Origin of the sequence: Bradyrhizobium sp. CCBAU 11386 (genome assembly GCF_028128955.1) — a bacterium.
GTDB lineage: Bacteria > Pseudomonadota > Alphaproteobacteria > Rhizobiales > Xanthobacteraceae > Bradyrhizobium.
In genome coordinates, this window is sequence record NZ_LBKA01000260.1 from 86,225 (window position 1) to 103,535 (window position 17,311).

General features: G+C 64.9%; 12 protein-coding genes and 2 tRNA genes. 5 read left to right on the forward strand and 9 right to left on the reverse strand.

Annotation, left to right across the window (positions count from 1 at the left end; translation table 11 throughout):
- The first annotated feature begins 16 nt into the window (after nucleotides 1–16).
- The 4 genes from ihpA to XI09_RS42305 are packed head-to-tail and all read left to right on the forward strand — an operon-like array spanning nucleotide 17 to nucleotide 6,465.
- Nucleotides 17–1,291, forward strand: a complete 1,275-nt coding sequence (gene ihpA, locus XI09_RS42290) for a divalent metal ion exporter subunit IhpA (RefSeq protein ID WP_271572238.1) — start codon at nucleotides 17–19, stop codon at nucleotides 1,289–1,291.
- Nucleotides 1,288–2,265 (forward strand): divalent metal ion exporter adaptor subunit IhpB, encoded by a 978-nt coding sequence (ihpB, locus tag XI09_RS42295; protein ID WP_271572239.1) that lies wholly within the window; start codon nucleotides 1,288–1,290, stop codon nucleotides 2,263–2,265. Before ihpA ends, ihpB begins: the two co-directional genes overlap by 4 nt.
- Nucleotides 2,258–5,470 carry a divalent metal ion exporter subunit IhpC gene (gene ihpC / locus XI09_RS42300; protein WP_271572240.1) on the forward strand — a complete coding sequence of 1,071 codons (3,213 nt, stop codon included), beginning with the start codon at nucleotides 2,258–2,260 and terminating at the stop codon, nucleotides 5,468–5,470. The genes ihpB and ihpC overlap by 8 nt, the downstream gene beginning before the upstream one ends.
- Nucleotides 5,471–5,472: 2 nt before the next feature.
- Complete coding sequence (locus XI09_RS42305) at nucleotides 5,473–6,465, forward strand: cation diffusion facilitator family transporter (RefSeq protein ID WP_271572241.1); 993 nt, start codon at nucleotides 5,473–5,475, stop codon at nucleotides 6,463–6,465.
- 125 nt (nucleotides 6,466–6,590) lie between these two features.
- Here the strand turns inward: XI09_RS42305 and XI09_RS42310 are convergent, their stop codons facing one another.
- From XI09_RS42310 to XI09_RS42350, 9 genes are all read right to left on the reverse strand, one after another.
- Complete coding sequence (locus XI09_RS42310) at nucleotides 6,591–7,451, reverse strand: class I SAM-dependent methyltransferase (RefSeq protein ID WP_271572242.1); 861 nt, start codon at nucleotides 7,449–7,451, stop codon at nucleotides 6,591–6,593.
- A 13-nt stretch (nucleotides 7,452–7,464) separates the two neighbouring features.
- Entirely contained in the window at nucleotides 7,465–8,028 is a 564-nt protein-coding gene (locus XI09_RS42315) for a DapH/DapD/GlmU-related protein (RefSeq protein WP_271572243.1), read from the reverse strand.
- 161 nt (nucleotides 8,029–8,189) lie between these two features.
- Nucleotides 8,190–8,266 (reverse strand) — tRNA-Val (locus XI09_RS42320).
- A gap of 49 nt (nucleotides 8,267–8,315) precedes the next feature.
- Complete coding sequence (locus XI09_RS42325; protein ID WP_271572244.1) at nucleotides 8,316–8,720, reverse strand: GFA family protein; 405 nt, start codon at nucleotides 8,718–8,720, stop codon at nucleotides 8,316–8,318.
- Between the two features lie 70 nt (nucleotides 8,721–8,790).
- A complete protein-coding gene (gene lon, locus XI09_RS42330) occupies nucleotides 8,791–11,214 on the reverse strand; it encodes an endopeptidase La (protein WP_271572245.1) in 2,424 nt (807 codons plus the stop codon).
- A 324-nt stretch (nucleotides 11,215–11,538) separates the two neighbouring features.
- Nucleotides 11,539–12,810: an ATP-dependent Clp protease ATP-binding subunit ClpX gene (clpX, locus tag XI09_RS42335; protein WP_025576640.1), complete on the reverse strand. Its 1,272-nt coding sequence runs from the start codon at nucleotides 12,808–12,810 to the stop codon at nucleotides 11,539–11,541.
- Between the two features lie 448 nt (nucleotides 12,811–13,258).
- Nucleotides 13,259–13,894, reverse strand: a complete 636-nt coding sequence (locus tag XI09_RS42340; RefSeq protein WP_011087708.1) for an ATP-dependent Clp protease proteolytic subunit — start codon at nucleotides 13,892–13,894, stop codon at nucleotides 13,259–13,261.
- Between the two features lie 291 nt (nucleotides 13,895–14,185).
- Entirely contained in the window at nucleotides 14,186–15,547 is a 1,362-nt protein-coding gene (gene tig, locus XI09_RS42345; RefSeq protein WP_271572246.1) for a trigger factor, read from the reverse strand.
- A gap of 175 nt (nucleotides 15,548–15,722) precedes the next feature.
- Nucleotides 15,723–15,807 (reverse strand) — tRNA-Leu (locus XI09_RS42350).
- 154 nt (nucleotides 15,808–15,961) lie between these two features.
- On the opposite strand from XI09_RS42350, the gene XI09_RS42355 reads away from it, so the two are divergent.
- Nucleotides 15,962–17,278 (forward strand): multicopper oxidase family protein, encoded by a 1,317-nt coding sequence (locus tag XI09_RS42355; RefSeq protein WP_271572247.1) that lies wholly within the window; start codon nucleotides 15,962–15,964, stop codon nucleotides 17,276–17,278.
- The last annotated feature ends 33 nt before the right edge of the window (nucleotides 17,279–17,311 follow it).

Sequence of the window (17,311 nt, forward strand, 5' to 3'; positions counted from 1 at the left end):
TTCACAGGTTCTGTTCATGTTTTGCAGGCGACTGGCCGCGCGCATCGCGTGCGCGACGGCTATTCTCATCAGCCCAGCCCTGGTGCTGACGTCACACGCCCAGACGCTGACGATGCGCGCGGCGCTCTCGCGCGCGCTGGCCGCGAGCCCGCGCCTGACGGCGGCGGAGCGCGACGTCGGCATTGCCACGGGCCAACGCATCCAGGCAGGCGCACTTCTCAATCCGGAACTGTCTTATGAACAGGACAATTCATTCGGGTCGGGCATCTATCGCGGCACGCGATCGGCCGAGACCACGCTCCAGATCAGCCAGGCCTTCGAGCTGTTCGGCAAGCGGGACGCCAGGATCGCTGCCGGACAGGCCGGCATCGAGGTCGCCGCGATCCAGCGCAAGGCTGTCAGGTTGGAGGTGCTGTCGGAGACTGCGATCGCCTTCCTGAGCGTGCTCGGCGCGCAGCGGCGCATCCAGATCCTCGACGAGCAAATTGTCGCGATCGACCGGCTGACGCCGCTGCTCCGCCGCCGCGTCGAGGCCGGCGCCTCCTCCCCGGCCGAGACCGGCCGCGCCGAGGTCGCTTCCGCCCTGGTGAAGGCCGATCGTGAGCGCTTCAAGGTGACGCTGGCGAGCGCCCGGCGCGAGCTTGCGGTGCTGATGGGCGATGCTGCGGCGAAGTTCGGCGAGGTCTCCGGCCGGCTCGACACCACGGGACGCCCGCCCACGTTCCAGTCGGTCGTCGCTGCCATCGATGCCAATCCGCAACTGGTGCGCTGGACGGCGGTCTTTGCCCAGCGCAATGCCGAACTATTGATGGCGCGGCTCAAGCCCTATCCGGACGTGCGGATCGCGGCCGGCTGGCGCCATTTCAACGAGACCAATGACGATGCGGCGCGCCTCACCGTCTCGGTGCCGATCCCCGTGTTCGACCAGAACCAGGGCAACATCCTCTCCGCGCAGGAAAGCCTCGCCAAGACCAGGGCCGAGCGCGAGGCCAACCGCAACACGCTGATCGTGATTGCGGGCCGCGCCTATGACTCGCTCCAGGGCTCGCTGCGCGAGCTCGCCGTGCTGCGCGAGACCGCCATCCCCAAAGCCACTGAGGCCGCGGAAGCGATCTCGCAAGGTTACGGCCAGGGCCGCTTCACCCTGCTCGAAGTGCTCGATGCCCAGGCCAGCGTCGCGCAGGCGCGGCTGCGCGAGCAGGAGGCGCTCCAGAATTTCCATGCCGGGGTGGCGACCATCGAAGGTCTCGTCGGCAATCCCTTTGCACTGGCCCGGGAGGGCGCACGATGAAGACATCCTCCACCATCCTCGTCGCGATCGTGACCGCAGCGCTCGGCGCCTATGGCTACGCCATGCTCGCGCCGGCCAGGGTCGCACCGACCGAACATGCCGCCGACAAGAAGCCGGAGAAACCAAACGACCATGTCGAGCAGGACGAGCACGGCGCCGACCGCATCCGCATCTCCGACGTCAAGCTGGCCGCCGCCGGCGTCACGCTGGCGGAGGCGGCGGGCGCCACGCTGACCGACACGCTGGCCTTCAACGGCATCCTGCGCGCCAACCAGGAGGCGGTCGTTCAGGTCACACCCCGCTTTCCCGGAATCGCAAAATCGATCCAGAAGCGCATCGGCGACAAGGTCGCCAGGGACGATCTGCTCGCCGCGATCGAGAGCAACCAGAGCCTCACCGTCTATGAGCTGAAGGCGCCGATCGCCGGCACCGTCATCGAGCGGCAGATCTCGCTCGGCGAATACGCCTCCGAGCAGAAACCGGCCTTCGTCGTCGCCGACCTCTCCAGCATCTGGGTCGATCTGTCGATCTACCGGCAGGACCTCCGGCGCGTCCGTCTCAACGACGAGGTGCTGATCGATCCCGACGATGGCCGCGGCGAGATCAAGGGCGCGATCTCCTACATGGCACCGATCGGCTCGAGCGAGACCCAGACCGCGCTGGCGCGCGTGGTGCTGCCAAATCCCGATGGCCGGCTTCGCCCCGGCCTGTTCGTCACGGCGCGGCTGATCCTCGCCGCCCGCAACGTCGCAGTTGCCGTGCGCCGAAGTGCGATCCAGACGCTGGAGAACAGGACCATCGTGTTCGTCCGCGAGGACGGCGACAAGATCGAGGCGCGTCCGGTGGAGCTCGGCGACTCCGATCCGAAATTCGTGGAGATCCGCGCAGGGCTCTCCGTCGGCGAGCGCTACGTCGCCGAGAACAGTTTTGTGGTCAAGGCGGAGATGGGCAAGGGAGACGCCGACCTTGATTGACGCCCTCCTAGGCTTCTCCATTCGTCAACGGTGGCTCGTGGTCCTGTTCGCGCTCGCGGCCGGCGCCTTCGGCGCCTGGAATTTCACCCGCCTGCCGATCGACGCGGTGCCTGACGTCACCAACGTCCAGGTCCAGATCAACACGCGTGCGCCGGGGCTGTCGCCGCTCGAAGCCGAGCAGCGCATCACCTTCCCGATCGAGACCGCGATGGGCGGCCTGCCCAGGCTCGACTACACCCGCTCGATCTCACGCTACGGCCTGAGCCAGGTCACCGTCGTATTCCAGGACGGCACCGACATTTATTTTGCGCGCCAGCTCGTCAACGAGCGCATCCAGCAGGCAAAGGACCAGCTGCCTGCAAGCACCGAGGTCGCTATGGGGCCGATCTCGACCGGGCTCGGCGAGATCTATGTCTACTCGGTCGAGGCCAAGGCCGGCGCGAAGTCGCCGTCCGGCGCCGAGTTTACGCCGACGGAACTGCGCACCATCCAGGACTGGATCATCAAGCCGCAGCTGCGCACCATTCCCGGCGTGATCGAGGTCAACTCGATCGGCGGTCATGAGCGGCAATTCCACGTGCTGCCGATCCCCGGCCGCCTGATGGCCTACAAGCTCGGCTTCCGCGATATCATGACGGCACTGGCCGCCAACAACGCCAATGTCGGCGCCGGCTATATCGAGCGCAACGGCGAGCAATATCTCGTCCGCGCGCCCGGCCAGGTCGCCAATATCGAGGAGATCCGCGACATCGTGATCGGCTCGCGCGGCGGCGTGCCGGTGCGTATCCGCGATGTCGCCGACGTCCAGGAAGGCCAGGACCTGCGCTCGGGCGCTGCGACAACGAACGGCAGCGAAACCGTGCTCGGCACCGCCATGCTGCTGATCGGCGAGAACAGCCGCACCGTGGCCCAGCGCGTGAAGGCCAGGCTCACGGAGATCGCGAAATCGCTCCCCGACGGCGTGATCGCGCGCGCCGTCTACGACCGCACGCATCTCGTGGAAGCCACCATCCAGACCGTCGAGAAGAACCTCATCGAGGGCGCGGCGCTCGTGATCGCGGTGCTGTTCCTGATCCTCGGCAACATCCGCGCCGCGCTGATCACGGCCTGCGTCATCCCGCTGTCGATGCTGTTCACGATCACGGGCATGGTCGAGAGCAAGGTCAGCGCCAATCTGATGAGCCTCGGCGCGATCGACTTCGGCATCATCGTCGACGGCGCGGTCATCATCGTCGAAAACTGCCTGCGGCTGCTCGCTGCCGAACAGCACCGGCGTGGTCGGCTGCTGTCGCTCGAGGAACGGATGGAGACGATCCGCGCCGCCAGCAGCGAGGTCATCAAGCCGAGCCTGTTCGGCACGCTCATCATTGCCGTGGTCTACCTGCCGGTTCTGACCCTGACGGGGACCGAGGGCAAGATGTTCACGCCGATGGCCCTGACCGTGCTGATGGCACTCGCGGGCGCGGCGCTGTTGTCGATCACCTTCGTCCCGGCCGCGGTGGCGATTGTCGTCACCGGCAAGGTCTCGGAGACAGAGAACGCCTTCATGCGAGCGGCCAAGCGATTCTATGTGCCGCTGCTCGATCGGTCCATCCGCTACCGCGGCAGCGTCGCGTTTGGCGCCATACTGATCGTCGCCGGCAGCGTCTTCGCCGCGACGCGCATGGGCGGCGAATTCATTCCGAGCCTGGACGAAGGCGACATCACCATCGAGACCATAAGGATTCCCGGCACCAGCCTGACCCAGAGCGTCGACATGCAGCTCCGGCTGGAAAAGACGATCAAGCAGGTCCCGGAGGTCGCGACCATCTTCTCCAAGATCGGCACCGCCGAGATCGCCAACGATCCGATGCCGCCGAATATGACCGACACCTACGTCACGCTCAAACCACGCGACGAATGGCCCGATCCGGGCAAGCCCAAGGACGAGGTGGTCGCCGAACTTGAACGCGCCGCCAACACCCTGCCCGGCACGGCCTACGGCATGACCCAGCCGATCCAGATGCGCTTCAACGAGCTCATCGCCGGCATCCGCAGCGACGTCGGCGTCAAGATCTTCGGCGACGATCTCGACGTGCTCGCCGGCATCGCCCAGCAGGTCAACGGCGTGGTCCGCGGCATCGAGGGCGCCGCGGACGTCAAGACCGAGCAGGTCGCGGGCCTGCCGATCCTCACCGTCAGGCTCGACCGTCAGGCGCTGTCGCGCTACGGCCTCAGCCTGAGCGAGGTGCAGAACCTGGTCGAGATCGCGATCGGCGGCAAGCCGGTCGGAAAGCTGTTCGAGGGAGATCGCCGCTTCGACATCGTGGTGCGGCTGCCGGAAAGCCTGCGTGCCAACCCCGACACGATCAAGTCGCTGCCGATCCCGCTGCCGCCGGGGGAGGATACCGCGGCCGTCACCAAAACCGCCTGGCCAGGTGCATCGGGAACGACGCTGCGCTACGTCCCCCTGTCCTCCGTTGCGGCGATCGAGATCGCGCCCGGGCCGAACCAGATCAGCCGCGAGAACGGCAAGCGCCGCGTCGTCGTGATGGCCAATGTCAGGGGACGCGATCTGCGCTCCTTCGTCGCCGAGACCCAGGCCGTCGTTGCAGAGAAGGTCAAGCTGCCGCCCGGCTACTGGATCGGCTGGGGCGGACAGTTCGAGCAGCTGGTCTCCGCCACCAAGCGGCTGACCATCGTGGTGCCGGTGGCGCTGCTGCTGGTATTCCTGCTGCTGTTCATGGGCATGGGATCGGCGGCGGATGCCGCGCTGGTGTTCTCCGGCGTGCCGCTGGCGCTGACCGGCGGCGTCGCGGCGCTGTTGCTGCGCGGCATCCCGCTGTCGATCAGCGCCGGCGTCGGCTTCATCGCGCTGTCCGGTGTCGCCGTGCTCAACGGCCTCGTCATCATCGCCTTCATCGAGCGGCTGCGCAGCGAGGGGCGGCCCATTGCGGAGGCCGTGCGCGAGGGCGCACTGACCCGGCTGCGGCCGGTGCTGATGACCGCGCTCGTCGCCTCGCTCGGCTTCGTGCCGATGGCACTCGCCACAGGTGCCGGCGCCGAGGTGCAGCGGCCGCTTGCGACCGTGGTGATCGGCGGCATCATCTCCTCGACCGTGCTGACGCTGCTGGTGCTGCCGGCGCTCTACGTGCTGTTCCGGCGTGACGGGGCTACCGAAACGCCTACAATGGCGCCTGATTTGGCGGCTTCCGGGGAGCGCTAGGTTTGGGCAGCCACGACCACCACGGCCATCACCATCATGACCATGCCGGCCATTCGCATGATCATGGTCACGACCACAGCCATGGTCATGACCATGGTTTTGGCCACGCGCATATCCACGCGCCCGCCAACTTCGGCAAGGCGTTTGCGATCGGCATCGCGCTCAACACCGCACTGGTCGTGGCCGAAGCGGTCTATGGTTACATCGGCAACTCCACCGCCCTGCTTGCAGATGCCGGCCATAATCTGTCTGACGTGCTCGGTCTGGTCGTAGCCTGGGGCGCCTCGATCGCGGCGCGGCGCGCGCCGAGCGGCCGCTTCACCTACGGCTTTCGCGCCTCCACCATCCTGGCGGCACTGGCCAACGCGGTGTTCCTGCTGGTCGCAACCGGCGCGATCGGCTGGGAGGCGATCTTGCGCCTGCGCGAGCCGGAGCCGGTCGCGGGTGTCACCGTAATGGTGGTCGCTGGCATCGGCATCCTCATCAATGGTTTCACCGCCCTGCTGTTCGCGAGCGGACGCAAGGACGACATCAACATCGAAGGCGCCTATCTGCACATGGCCGCCGATGCCGCGGTTTCGCTCGGCGTCGTCGTCTCGGCGGCGCTGATCATCTGGACCGGCTGGCTCTGGCTCGATCCCGTCACCAGCCTCGTCATCTGCGCCACCATCCTCTGGAGCACCACCAGCCTGCTCCGCGGCTCCATCGACATGTCGATGGCGGCCGCGCCCAAGGGCACTGACCTCGCCGCGATCAGGATGTTTCTGCTGGAGCGGCCGGGCGTCTCAGGGATCCACGACCTCCATGTCTGGCCGATCTCGACCACCGAGACGGCGCTGACCTGCCATCTCGTCATGCCCGCAGGTAGCGGCGATGCATTCCTGATGGAGACGGCGCAGATGCTGAAGGCCACCTTCCGCATCGGCCACACCACGCTTCAGGTGGAAACGCATCCGGACAATGGCTGCGCGCTGGCGCCGGATGATGTGGTGTGAGGCATTCTGCCTCCACACCGTCATTGCGAGCGAAGCGAAGCAATCCAGACGACCACCGCGGAGACATTTCTGGATTGCTTCGTCGCAAGAGCCCCTCGCAATGACGGCGCGGTGAGAGTCGCGCCTTAAGCCGCCTTCGCCGTCACGATCCAGATCGCCCCCTGCAGCGCCACGCTCTGCCCCTTCAGGAACGGCGTCAGCATCTCGCGGATCGAGGCTTTTGCGGCCTGGTACGTCTCCGGCGGATGGCCCTGGAGCGCGCGGCTGGCCGGGCCAATCTGCAAGGCGCCGTCGACGGCCGCATCGAGACCACCGCCGATCGCGACATCCATCGCGAGATTGTGCGGCTCCATCGCCACATCGACGAAGCCTGCACCTTTCAGGATGCGCGTCACGCGCTCCTCCAATGCAAAGGCGAACGGGCCCGGCTCCTCCGGCCCGACCGGCGGCATCTTCGGCACGTGTTTGTAGACCGCCATCAGCGGCGCCATCATCCACGGGTTTTCCTTCGGCTCGCGCCAGCAGGCGAAGGCGAGCCGTCCCGTCGGCTTCAGCGCGCGGCGGAGGTTGGTGAAGGACGCGATGGGATCGGCGAAGAACATGACGCCGAAGCGCGAGGCCAAGAGATCAAAACTCGCCGGCTCGAACGGATGGACCGTCGCATCTGCCTGCACGAACTCGAGCGCCAGGCCCTTTGGCGCGAACGCGCGTGCCTGCGACAGCATCGGTTCGGAGACGTCGAGGCCGAGCGCAAATCCGTCAGGCGCCACCGCCTTGGCGAACGCGAACGTCGTCGCACCGGAGCCGCAGCCGACATCGAGAACGCGTTCCCCCGGCTTCGGCCTGGCACGGTCGATCAGCACGTCGGCAATGGGACCGAGCAGGCTCTCCTGCGCCGTGTGGCGGTCGGCCCAGCGCTGCCCGCTCGGCCCGTTCCAATAGGCGATCTGGTCGGCGTTCTCTGCGTGTCCGCTAGGCTGTTGCATTGGAGCCCCCCGCTCATATGCGCTTGACGAGTTGCGCCGGATTTCCGCCCATCATGACATTCGGCTCGACATCGGCACTGATCAGGCTGCCAGCCATGACCTGAACATTGTCGCCGATGATCCTGTTCGGAAAGACGCCGCTCTTCATGCCAAAGAAGCAATTGGCGCCAACTCTGACCCCGCCGCCGAACGTCACGCCGACCGTCACCTGGGACAGCGCACCGAGAACACAATCGTGGTCGACGCTGGAAAGGGTGTTGACGATGGTGTCACGCCCGATCAGGGCTCTGGAGCCGATCACAGCACCGGCCCCAATCACGGCGCCGCTCTCGATTTCGGCATCCCTCGCGACAAAGGCCGTCGGAGCGACGCACGGCGGCATATTCACCTTGGCTGCCCGCAAGCGCGATGCACAGAGTTCGCGCACCGGGTTGGCCCCTATTCCAAGGTAGGCATCCCCGGGCGGGAGCTCACGGAAATAGTCGTCCTCGGACATCATGCTTCCCGGCAGCGCCGCCTGGCCGTCCAGGCTGCGAACGACAAAGACGGGCGCAACATCGAGGAACGAGGCGATCACGCGCGCATGGCCACCCGCACCGAAGATATATGCCTTAGCCATGGGATTTCTTCGTCATCATATGGGCCAACACGACACCATCGCTCTTGGAAGCACTCCCTTGACCAGGGGTCACATAACCCGATGCGGATGGCCGGATAGACCGCATCAGCGAGCGCATCTGGTGGGCGGTCACGGATTCGAACCGCGGACCCTCTCGGTGTAAACGAGATGCTCTAACCAGCTGAGCTAACCGCCCCTCGCCGCCTCTTTATCCCTACCCGCCCTCGGTGGGCAAGTACGGAACATCAATCCCCCGGCCTCCCCGGCAGCGCCGGCACGGCGTCGATCCATACCGCCGCCGACTGGCACCAGATCTGTCGGCTGGGCCTCAGAGCGTCGCGCTGGCGGATGCTGCCCCAGCGGATGCCCCAATCGTCGGCCTGGTCGCGCTCGCCACTGGTGAACAGCGGGGAACCGCAGTCGGCGCAAAAATGCTGGAAGCGCATCCGGCCGTTGTCGCCGCGCTTACCGTAGATTTTCGGGGTTCCGCCGGTGAGCCTGACGTCGCCGGCGGAACAGATCGCGGTGACCCGGAACGGCGATCCCGTCAGCGTCTGGCAGTCCCGGCAGTGGCAGATCGAGACCGCCTCGGGGTCGATCTCGGCCTCAAAGGTGATCTGCCCGCAATGGCATTGCCCGTCGATCCGCATCGCCCTCGTTCCCTTGCCTCAAAACAAAAACGGCGCCCGAAGGCGCCGTTTTATCATCTTTCGCTGGAGATCAGTGAGCGGTCAGGCCACCGGCGGCTTCGTCGCCGTCCGGCTTCACCGTCACCTTGGTGTCCTCTTCCCAGACGATCGGCACCGGCTTCCTCACCAGCGCCTTGGCGACGACATCGTCCAGCCGCGAGACCGGAATGATCTCCATGCCGCCCTTGATCGCATCGGAAATCTCCGTGAGATCCTTGGCGTTGTCCTCGGGGATCAGCACCGTCTTGATGCCGCCGCGGGCAGCGGCCAGCAGCTTCTCCTTCAGACCGCCGATCGGCAGCACACGACCGCGCAGCGTGATCTCGCCGGTCATCGCGACATCGTGGCGGACCGGGATGCCGGTCATGACCGAGATGATCGCGGTGGCCATCGCCACGCCCGCCGACGGACCGTCCTTCGGCGTCGCGCCTTCCGGCACGTGCACGTGGATGTCGCGCCGGTCGAACAGCGGCGGCTCGATGCCGTAGACGATCGCGCGCGAGCGGACATAGGACGCCGCCGCCGAGATCGATTCCTTCATCACGTCGCGTAAGTTGCCCGTGACCGTCATCTTGCCCTTGCCCGGCATCATGACGCCTTCGATGGTCAAGAGCTCGCCGCCGACATCGGTCCAGGCAAGGCCGGTGACGATGCCGACCTGCGGCTCGCTCTCGATCTCGCCGAAGCGGTACTTCGGCACACCCAGAAGCTCTTCGAGAGACTTCTCGGTGACCTTGACCGACTTCTTCTTGGAGATCATGAGCTCCTTCACCGCCTTGCGGGCGAGTGTGGAGAGCTCACGCTCCAGGTTACGCACGCCCGCTTCGCGGGTGTAGCGGCGGATCAGCAGCAGCAGCGCGTCGTCGTCGATCGAGAACTCCTTGGAGTCCAGGCCATGCTTGGACACCGCGTTCGGGATCAGGTGCTTGCGTGCGATCTCGACCTTCTCGTTCTCGGTGTAGCCCGCGATCCGGATGATCTCCATGCGGTCCATCAGCGGTCCCGGAATATTGAGCGTATTCGCGGTCGTGATGAACATCACGTTGGACAGATCGTAGTCGACCTCGAGATAGTGGTCGTTGAAGGTCCCGTTCTGCTCGGGGTCCAGGACCTCGAGCAAAGCCGAGGACGGATCGCCGCGGAAGTCGGCGCCCATCTTGTCGATCTCGTCCAGCAGGAACAGCGGATTGGACGACTTGGCCTTGCGCATCGACTGGATGATCTTGCCGGGCATCGAGCCGATATAGGTGCGGCGGTGACCGCGGATCTCGGCCTCGTCGCGCACGCCGCCGAGCGAGACGCGCACGAACTCGCGCCCGGTCGCCTTCGCGATCGACTTGCCGAGCGAGGTCTTGCCGACGCCGGGAGGTCCGACGAGGCACAGGATCGGTCCCGTCAGCTTGTTGGCGCGCGACTGCACCGCGAGATACTCGACGATACGTTCCTTGACCTTCTCCAGACCGTAGTGATCGGAGTCCAGGATGGCTTGCGCCGATTCCAGGTCCTTCTTGACCTTGGACTTCTTGTTCCACGGGATCGACAGCAGCCAATCCAGATAGTTGCGCACGACGGTCGCTTCCGCGGACATCGGCGACATCTGGCGCAGCTTCTTCAATTCGTGCTGCGCCTTCTCGCGCGCTTCCTTGGAAAGCTTGGTCTTGGAGATCTTCTCTTCGAGATCGGCGAGCTCGTCGCGACCGTCGTCGTCGCCGAGTTCCTTCTGGATCGCCTTCATCTGCTCGTTGAGATAGTACTCGCGCTGGGTCTTCTCCATCTGGCGCTTGACGCGCGAGCGGATGCGCTTCTCGACCTGGAGCACCGAGATCTCGCTCTCCATCAGGCCCAGCACCTTTTCGAGGCGCGTGGTGACCGACAGCGTCTCCAGGATGCCCTGGCGATCCGCGATCTTGACGGCGAGATGCGAGGCGACGGTGTCGGCGAGCTTGGCGAAATCGGTGATCGCCTGCACGACGCCGACGACCTCCGCCGAGATCTTCTTGTTGAGCTTCACGTAGCTCTCGAAGTCGGACACGACCGAGCGCGCCAGCGCCTCCGCCTCGACCGACTTCGCATCGGTATCGGCCAGCGCAATGGCGGTCGCTTCGTAATAATCGGCGCGATCGGTGTATTTCTGCACGCGCGCACGCTCGAGCCCTTCGACCAGCACCTTCACGGTGCCGTCGGGAAGCTTCAGGAGCTGGAGCACGCTGGCAAGCGTACCGGTCTCGTAGATCGCATCGGGCGCCGGATCATCGTCGGACGCGTTCTTCTGCGTTGCGAGCATGATCAGCGCGTCGTTCTTCATCACCTCTTCGAGCGCGCGGATCGACTTCTCGCGGCCGACGAAGAGCGGCACGATCATGTGAGGGAAGACGACGATGTCGCGCAAGGGAAGCACGGGATAAGCGTGCGTCTCGCCATGGACGATGGTTGGCCGGGGTTTTGGATTAGTCATGGCCTTTTCCTTTTGCTTTGCCCCCCTGCACGCAGTCCGCCATGCTCATGCGCAACCGCCACAAGGTGCCGAGGTGATCCACAAAACCGGTCTACCATTCTATGGTTGGACCGGGCTTGCCGGATCGGAACTGAGGCGAATCTTGAAGAGAACTCACGCTCGCCGCCGACATTAGGTGGCTATCGACCGGGGGGGTGTCAAGTCATTGAAAAACGCGCGCCATCAGGCGCTTACGCACACGGGTAAGCGACGCAACGTCGGCTGCGGAGATACATTCCGCAGCCGTCACTTCTCAGGACGATTGGAGCGTTCCAGCGCCGCAAATCAGGCGCTGGCGTTCTCGACGGCACGATCGGATCGATCGGCGTAGATGTAGAGCGGACGGGCCGTGCCTTCCACGACTTCGCGCGAAATCACGACTTCTTCCACACCTTCCAGACCCGGCAGGTCGAACATGGTCTCGAGCAGGATCGCCTCGAGGATCGAACGCAGGCCACGCGCGCCGGTCTTGCGCTCGATCGCCTTGCGGGCGACCGCGCCAAGCGCCTCGTCGGCGAAGGTCAGCTCGATGTTCTCCATCTCGAACAGGCGCTGGTACTGCTTCACCAGCGCGTTCTTCGGCTCGGTCAGGATCTTCTTCAGCGAGGTCTCGTCCAGATCCTCGAGCGTCGCCACGACCGGCAGACGGCCGACGAATTCGGGGATGAGGCCGTACTTCAGGAGATCCTCAGGCTCGACGTGACGGAAGATCTCGCCGGTACGGCGGTCCTCCGGCGCGAGCACCTGGGCGCCGAAGCCGATCGAGGTCGACCGCCCGCGCGCCGAGATGATCTTCTCGAGGCCGGCGAACGCACCGCCGCAGATGAACAGGATGTTGGTGGTATCCACCTGCAGGAACTCCTGCTGCGGATGCTTGCGGCCGCCCTGCGGCGGGACCGAAGCCACCGTGCCCTCCATGATCTTGAGCAGCGCCTGCTGCACGCCCTCACCCGACACGTCGCGCGTGATCGAGGGATTGTCGGACTTGCGGCTGATCTTGTCGATTTCGTCGATGTAGACGATGCCGCGCTGGGCGCGCTCGACATTGTAGTCGGCGGACTGGAGCAGCTTCAGGATGATGTTCTCGACGTCCTCACCGACATAGCCGGCTTCGGTCAGCGTCGTCGCGTCCGCCATCGTGAACGGCACGTCCAGGATGCGGGCGAGCGTCTGCGCGAGCAGCGTCTTGCCCGAACCAGTCGGACCGATCAGCAGGATGTTCGACTTCGCGAGTTCGACGTCGTTGTGCTTGGTCTGGTGGTTGAGGCGCTTGTAGTGGTTGTGCACCGCGACCGACAGGACCTTCTTCGCATGGCTCTGGCCGATCACGTAATCGTCCAGCACCTTGCAGATTTCCTTCGGCGTCGGGATGCCGTCGCGCGACTTGACCAGCGAGGACTTGTTCTCCTCGCGGATGATGTCCATGCAAAGCTCGACGCACTCGTCGCAGATGAAGACCGTGGGACCCGCGATCAGTTTGCGGACTTCGTGCTGGCTCTTGCCGCAGAACGAGCAATATAGCGTGTTCTTGGAGTCGCTCGTGCCGACCTTACTCATTCATGTCTCCGTCCGCGGTTCGATCTCGTTCCGCTCGATCGCTCCATCCCGACACACCGGTCGGTATGAAGCTCAAATAGAGCAAATTCCGTACCAAAAAAGACCCTACGCGTTACATCCCGTGCGAATCACGGTCACTCGATTCTCCCGCGATCATAGCGGATCATTCGTAGCCAACCATGCTGTCACCCGACTATCAAGAATTCGCTAATCGGGGGTCGCCGGCTACCCGTGACAATACCGTGATTTCAGGTCTTGGCACGGGCGAAGTGATCGAAATCACCCCGGCGTTGCTGGATTGCCACGAAAAACAAGCACGAAAGCGGAACTTTCTGCCTGTCGCGGGGCGCAAAACGGCGTTTTGCGGCGCGCACACGAGTCCTAAACGTGAACGCTCCCCTGAAGGTACCCGGCGACCCCGAGGGATCGCCGTTGCCGACCGGTGGTGCTACTGGGTCTTCGCTGCCGCCGGCTCTTCGGCGCGCTTGTCGATGACCCTGTCGACCAGGCCGAACTCCTTGGCGTCGTTGGCTGTCAGGAACTTGTCGCGTTCCAGCGCATCCTCGATCGTCTTGTAGGTCTGGCCGGTGTGCTTCACGTAGATCTCGTTGAGCCGCTTCTTCAGGTTCAGGATTTCCTGCGCGTGCAGCATGATGTCGGTGGCCTGGCCCTGGAAACCGCCGGAGGGCTGGTGCACCATGATGCGCGCGTTCGGCAGCGAGAAGCGCATGTCCTTCTCGCCGGCGGCGAGCAGCAGCGAGCCCATCGAGGCCGCCTGCCCCGTGCACAGCGTCGAGACCGGCGGGCGGATGAACTGCATGGTGTCGTAGATCGCAAGGCCCGACGTCACCACGCCGCCCGGCGAGTTGATGTACATCGAGATTTCCTTCTTCGGATTTTCCGCCTCGAGGAACAACAGCTGCGCTACGACCAGCGTCGACATGCCGTCCTCGACCGGTCCGGTCAGGAAAATGATGCGCTCTTTCAGCAGGCGCGAGAAAATGTCGTAGGCGCGCTCGCCACGGTTGGTCTGCTCGACCACCATGGGCACGAGGTTCATGTAGGTTTCAACCGGATCGCGCATGAGTCACCTAGGGTTTTCGGAGGCGGACATCGCCAGTCTTGGCTGCCAGTTTGGCTGGATCTTGCCGGAAGGCCGATGGACGCCCGTGATGCAGGAAGTTGGTAGCGGTAGAAGATCGGGTACAGGATGTATCGACAGATATAGCCCAATTCGCGCCAGACAAGTGCGGAGCGAATTAAGGCTTAATCCACCGGGCACTTGAAGCTGATTCTCGCAAAAAGGCCCAGCCAGCCACATGGCTAGCCGGGCCCTTCCGCTGATCATCCTTAATAGAAGACTGTCTCAAAGCCTTCAGGCCGCGGTCTTTTCCGCCTCGTCGTCCTTGTAGAGGTCCTCGCGCGAGACCTTCTTCTCGGTCACGTTGGCGAGCTCGAGGATGAAATCGACGACCTTGTCCTCATAGATCGGTGCACGAAGCTGGGCCAGCGCCTGGGCGTTGCTGCGGTAATAGTCCCAGACTTCCTTCTCGCGGCCGGGCATCTGGCGCGCCCGCTCGATCACGGCGCGGCCGACCTCGTCGTCGGTCACGGTGATCTTGTTCTTCTCGCCGATCTCGGAGAGCACGAGGCCGAGGCGCACGCGGCGGTCGGCGATCTTGCGGTATTCTTCCTTGGCGGCGTCTTCAGTGGTGTCCTCGTCGGCAAAGGTCTTGCCGGCCGAGTCCATCTCGGCCTTGACCGAGTTCCACATCAGATTGAACTCCTCGTCGACGAGCGAAGGCGGCGCCTCGAAACGATGCGCCTCGTCGAGACGGTCGAGCAGCGCACGCTTGACGCGCTGGCGCGTCGCACCCGCGAACTCGGCAACCAGACGCTCGCGCGCGGCTTCCTTCAGCTTGTCCAGCGATTCAAGGCCGAGCGTCTTGGCGAACTCGTCGTCGATCGCGATGTCCTGCGGCGCTTCGATCGAGGTCGCGGTGGTCTCGAACTCGGCTGGCTGGCCGGCGAGCTTGTCGTTCATGTAGTTCTTGGGGAACGACACTTTCAGCGTGCGCGTCTCGCCCGCGCCGATGCCGGTGAGCTGCTCCTCGAAGCCGGGGATGAAGGTGTTGGAGCCGATCACGACCTGAATGCCCTCGCCGGTGCCGCCTTCGAAGGCTTCGCCGTTGATGGTGCCCTTGAAGTTGATGGTGACGCGGTCGCCGGACTCGGCCTTGGCGCCCTCGGCCTTCGCGGCATAGCCGCGGTTGCTGTCGGCGATGCGCTTGATCGCCTCGTCGACGTCGGTGTCGGTGACGTCAGCCACGGGCTTCTCGACCTGGAAGGTCTTGAAGTCGGCCAGCGCGATCGACGGCACCACCTCGATCGCGACCGTGTAGGTCAGATCGGTCTTGCCGCTCAGCAGTTCCTCGACCTCGGCCTGCTCGCTCGGCATCGTGATCTTGGGCTCGGTCGCAAGGCGGAAGCCGCGCTCGGAGAACAGCTGCGTGTTGGTGTCGCGGATGGTCTGGTCGATGGTCTCGGCCATCACCGAGCGGCCATAGACCTTCTTCAGGTGAGCGACCGGCACCTTGCCGGGACGGAAGCCGTTGATGCGGACCTTGTCCTTGAGGTCGACGAGCTTGGCGCCGGCCTTGGCGTCGAGATCAGACGCGGGAACGCTGATCTTGAACTCGTGCTTCAAACCTTCCGAGAGGGTTTCTGTGACCTGCATGGCGTCCAATCTTCTTCTCGTTCGGTCCCGGCACGCTCTCGCGTCGGGACGCTGTCATTAATCGATCCGGCGCGAGGCGAACGCCTCAACGCCGGTGGTTCATCGGACCGCTCCCGCCGGAAACACTCCGTAAGGAAGCAGCCCTTCGGTAATCCGTGCAAACGCTGAAAGCGCTTGGTGCGGGCGGAGGGACTCGAACCCCCACAACTTTCGTCACTGGAACCTAAATCCAGCGCGTCTACCAGTTCCGCCACGCCCGCGTGAATTTGCATCAAGACCGGCCGCGATGCCGCGGGCGGCCGGGCTTATAGCATGTGCTTGACTGTTCGCAGCAAAAAAATGGCCTGATGGAGGCAGGCTTCAAGTAGGCACGATGGCTGGACTTATCCAGCGCGGCGTGGTCCGGATCGGACCATGAAACCGCGGATCTTTGACCCTAATCGGCGCGAGGTTTTGGCCGGCCTTTTTGGCGGCCTTGGAGCCTCGGCGGCCGGGTTGATGGCCGGTGGCGCAGTCCCGCCCGTGACCGCCCAGCTCGCCCTTCAGGCCCGCCTGGCGACCCTGGCCTTGAGGCCGGGTCAGCCGCCGACACCCATCTGGGAGCTGGCCGCCGTAAGCCACACCAGGGGCGTCCATCTCAAGCGTGGCGACCGCTGCGAGGTGGTGTTCCGTAACGACCTGCCTGTGCCACTTGCGCCAGTCTGGTACGGCCTCAACGGCCCGGCCGCGGCCGACCCGCTGCGGGGGCGCGCGCCGACAGCGCCGGATGCAACTGAAACTTCAATTATTTCAATACCAAACGCCGGAACCCTGCTGACCGACTTTCGCCTCTTCGAGGACGGCCTGAAGCAGCCGGCGCGCCCACTTCCGATCATCGCGGAGGAGACGAGCCGCGTCGCCGTCGATCGTGACGAGGTCCTGCTGATCGAGGAATGGCGCCTGCGGCCGGATGGGACAGCGCTGCCCCCAGGCCGCGACCCGAAGGACACGACCCCGCTCTATACGATCAACGGGCAGACTTCATGCGAGCTCTCAGCCGCGGCCAATGAGCGGCTGCGGTTGCGCTTTATCAACGGCTCCCAACGCACTGTTCTGGCAATCAAATTGGAAAGTCACGACGTCCGCGTGATGGCCCTGGACGGACAGCCGGCCGAGCCGTTCCCGGCCCGCAACGGCGCCTTGGTGCTGGCCCCCGGCGCGCGTGCCGACGCCTTTGTGGATGCAGCCACATCGGCCGCATTCCTGCTGCATGACGGCAAGGAGGCGCGCCCGATCGGAAATCTCACGATCTCCGGCACGATGGAGCGGCGCGCGCCGCTGTTGCCGCCACAGCCGCTCCCTGCGAATGCCCTGCCCGACCAGCTCGACCTCAGGGGCGCCCTGCGGTTCGATGTCGCGCTCGGTGCGCCCGACACCGGCTGGGCGCGGCCTGCGAATTTCTCCACCTCCTCGGCGCCGGCCTTCCGCGCCAGGACCGGCCGCACCGTCGTGCTGACCCTCAAGAACCCCGCGCCCCTCACCGCCGTGTTCCACCTGCACGGCCACCACTTCCGCCTGCTCGACCGCCTCGACGATGGCTGGAAGCCCTACTGGCTGGACACGCTCGCGATCGAGCCCGGCCAGACCCAGCGCATCGCGTTCGCTGCGACCTCACCGGGACGCTGGCTGATCGAATCCGTCGTGACCGACTGGGCCGCGCCGCGGCTGGTGCGCTGGTACGGGGTGGAGTGAGGTTTCGTCGGATGGGTAGAGCGAAAGCGAAAC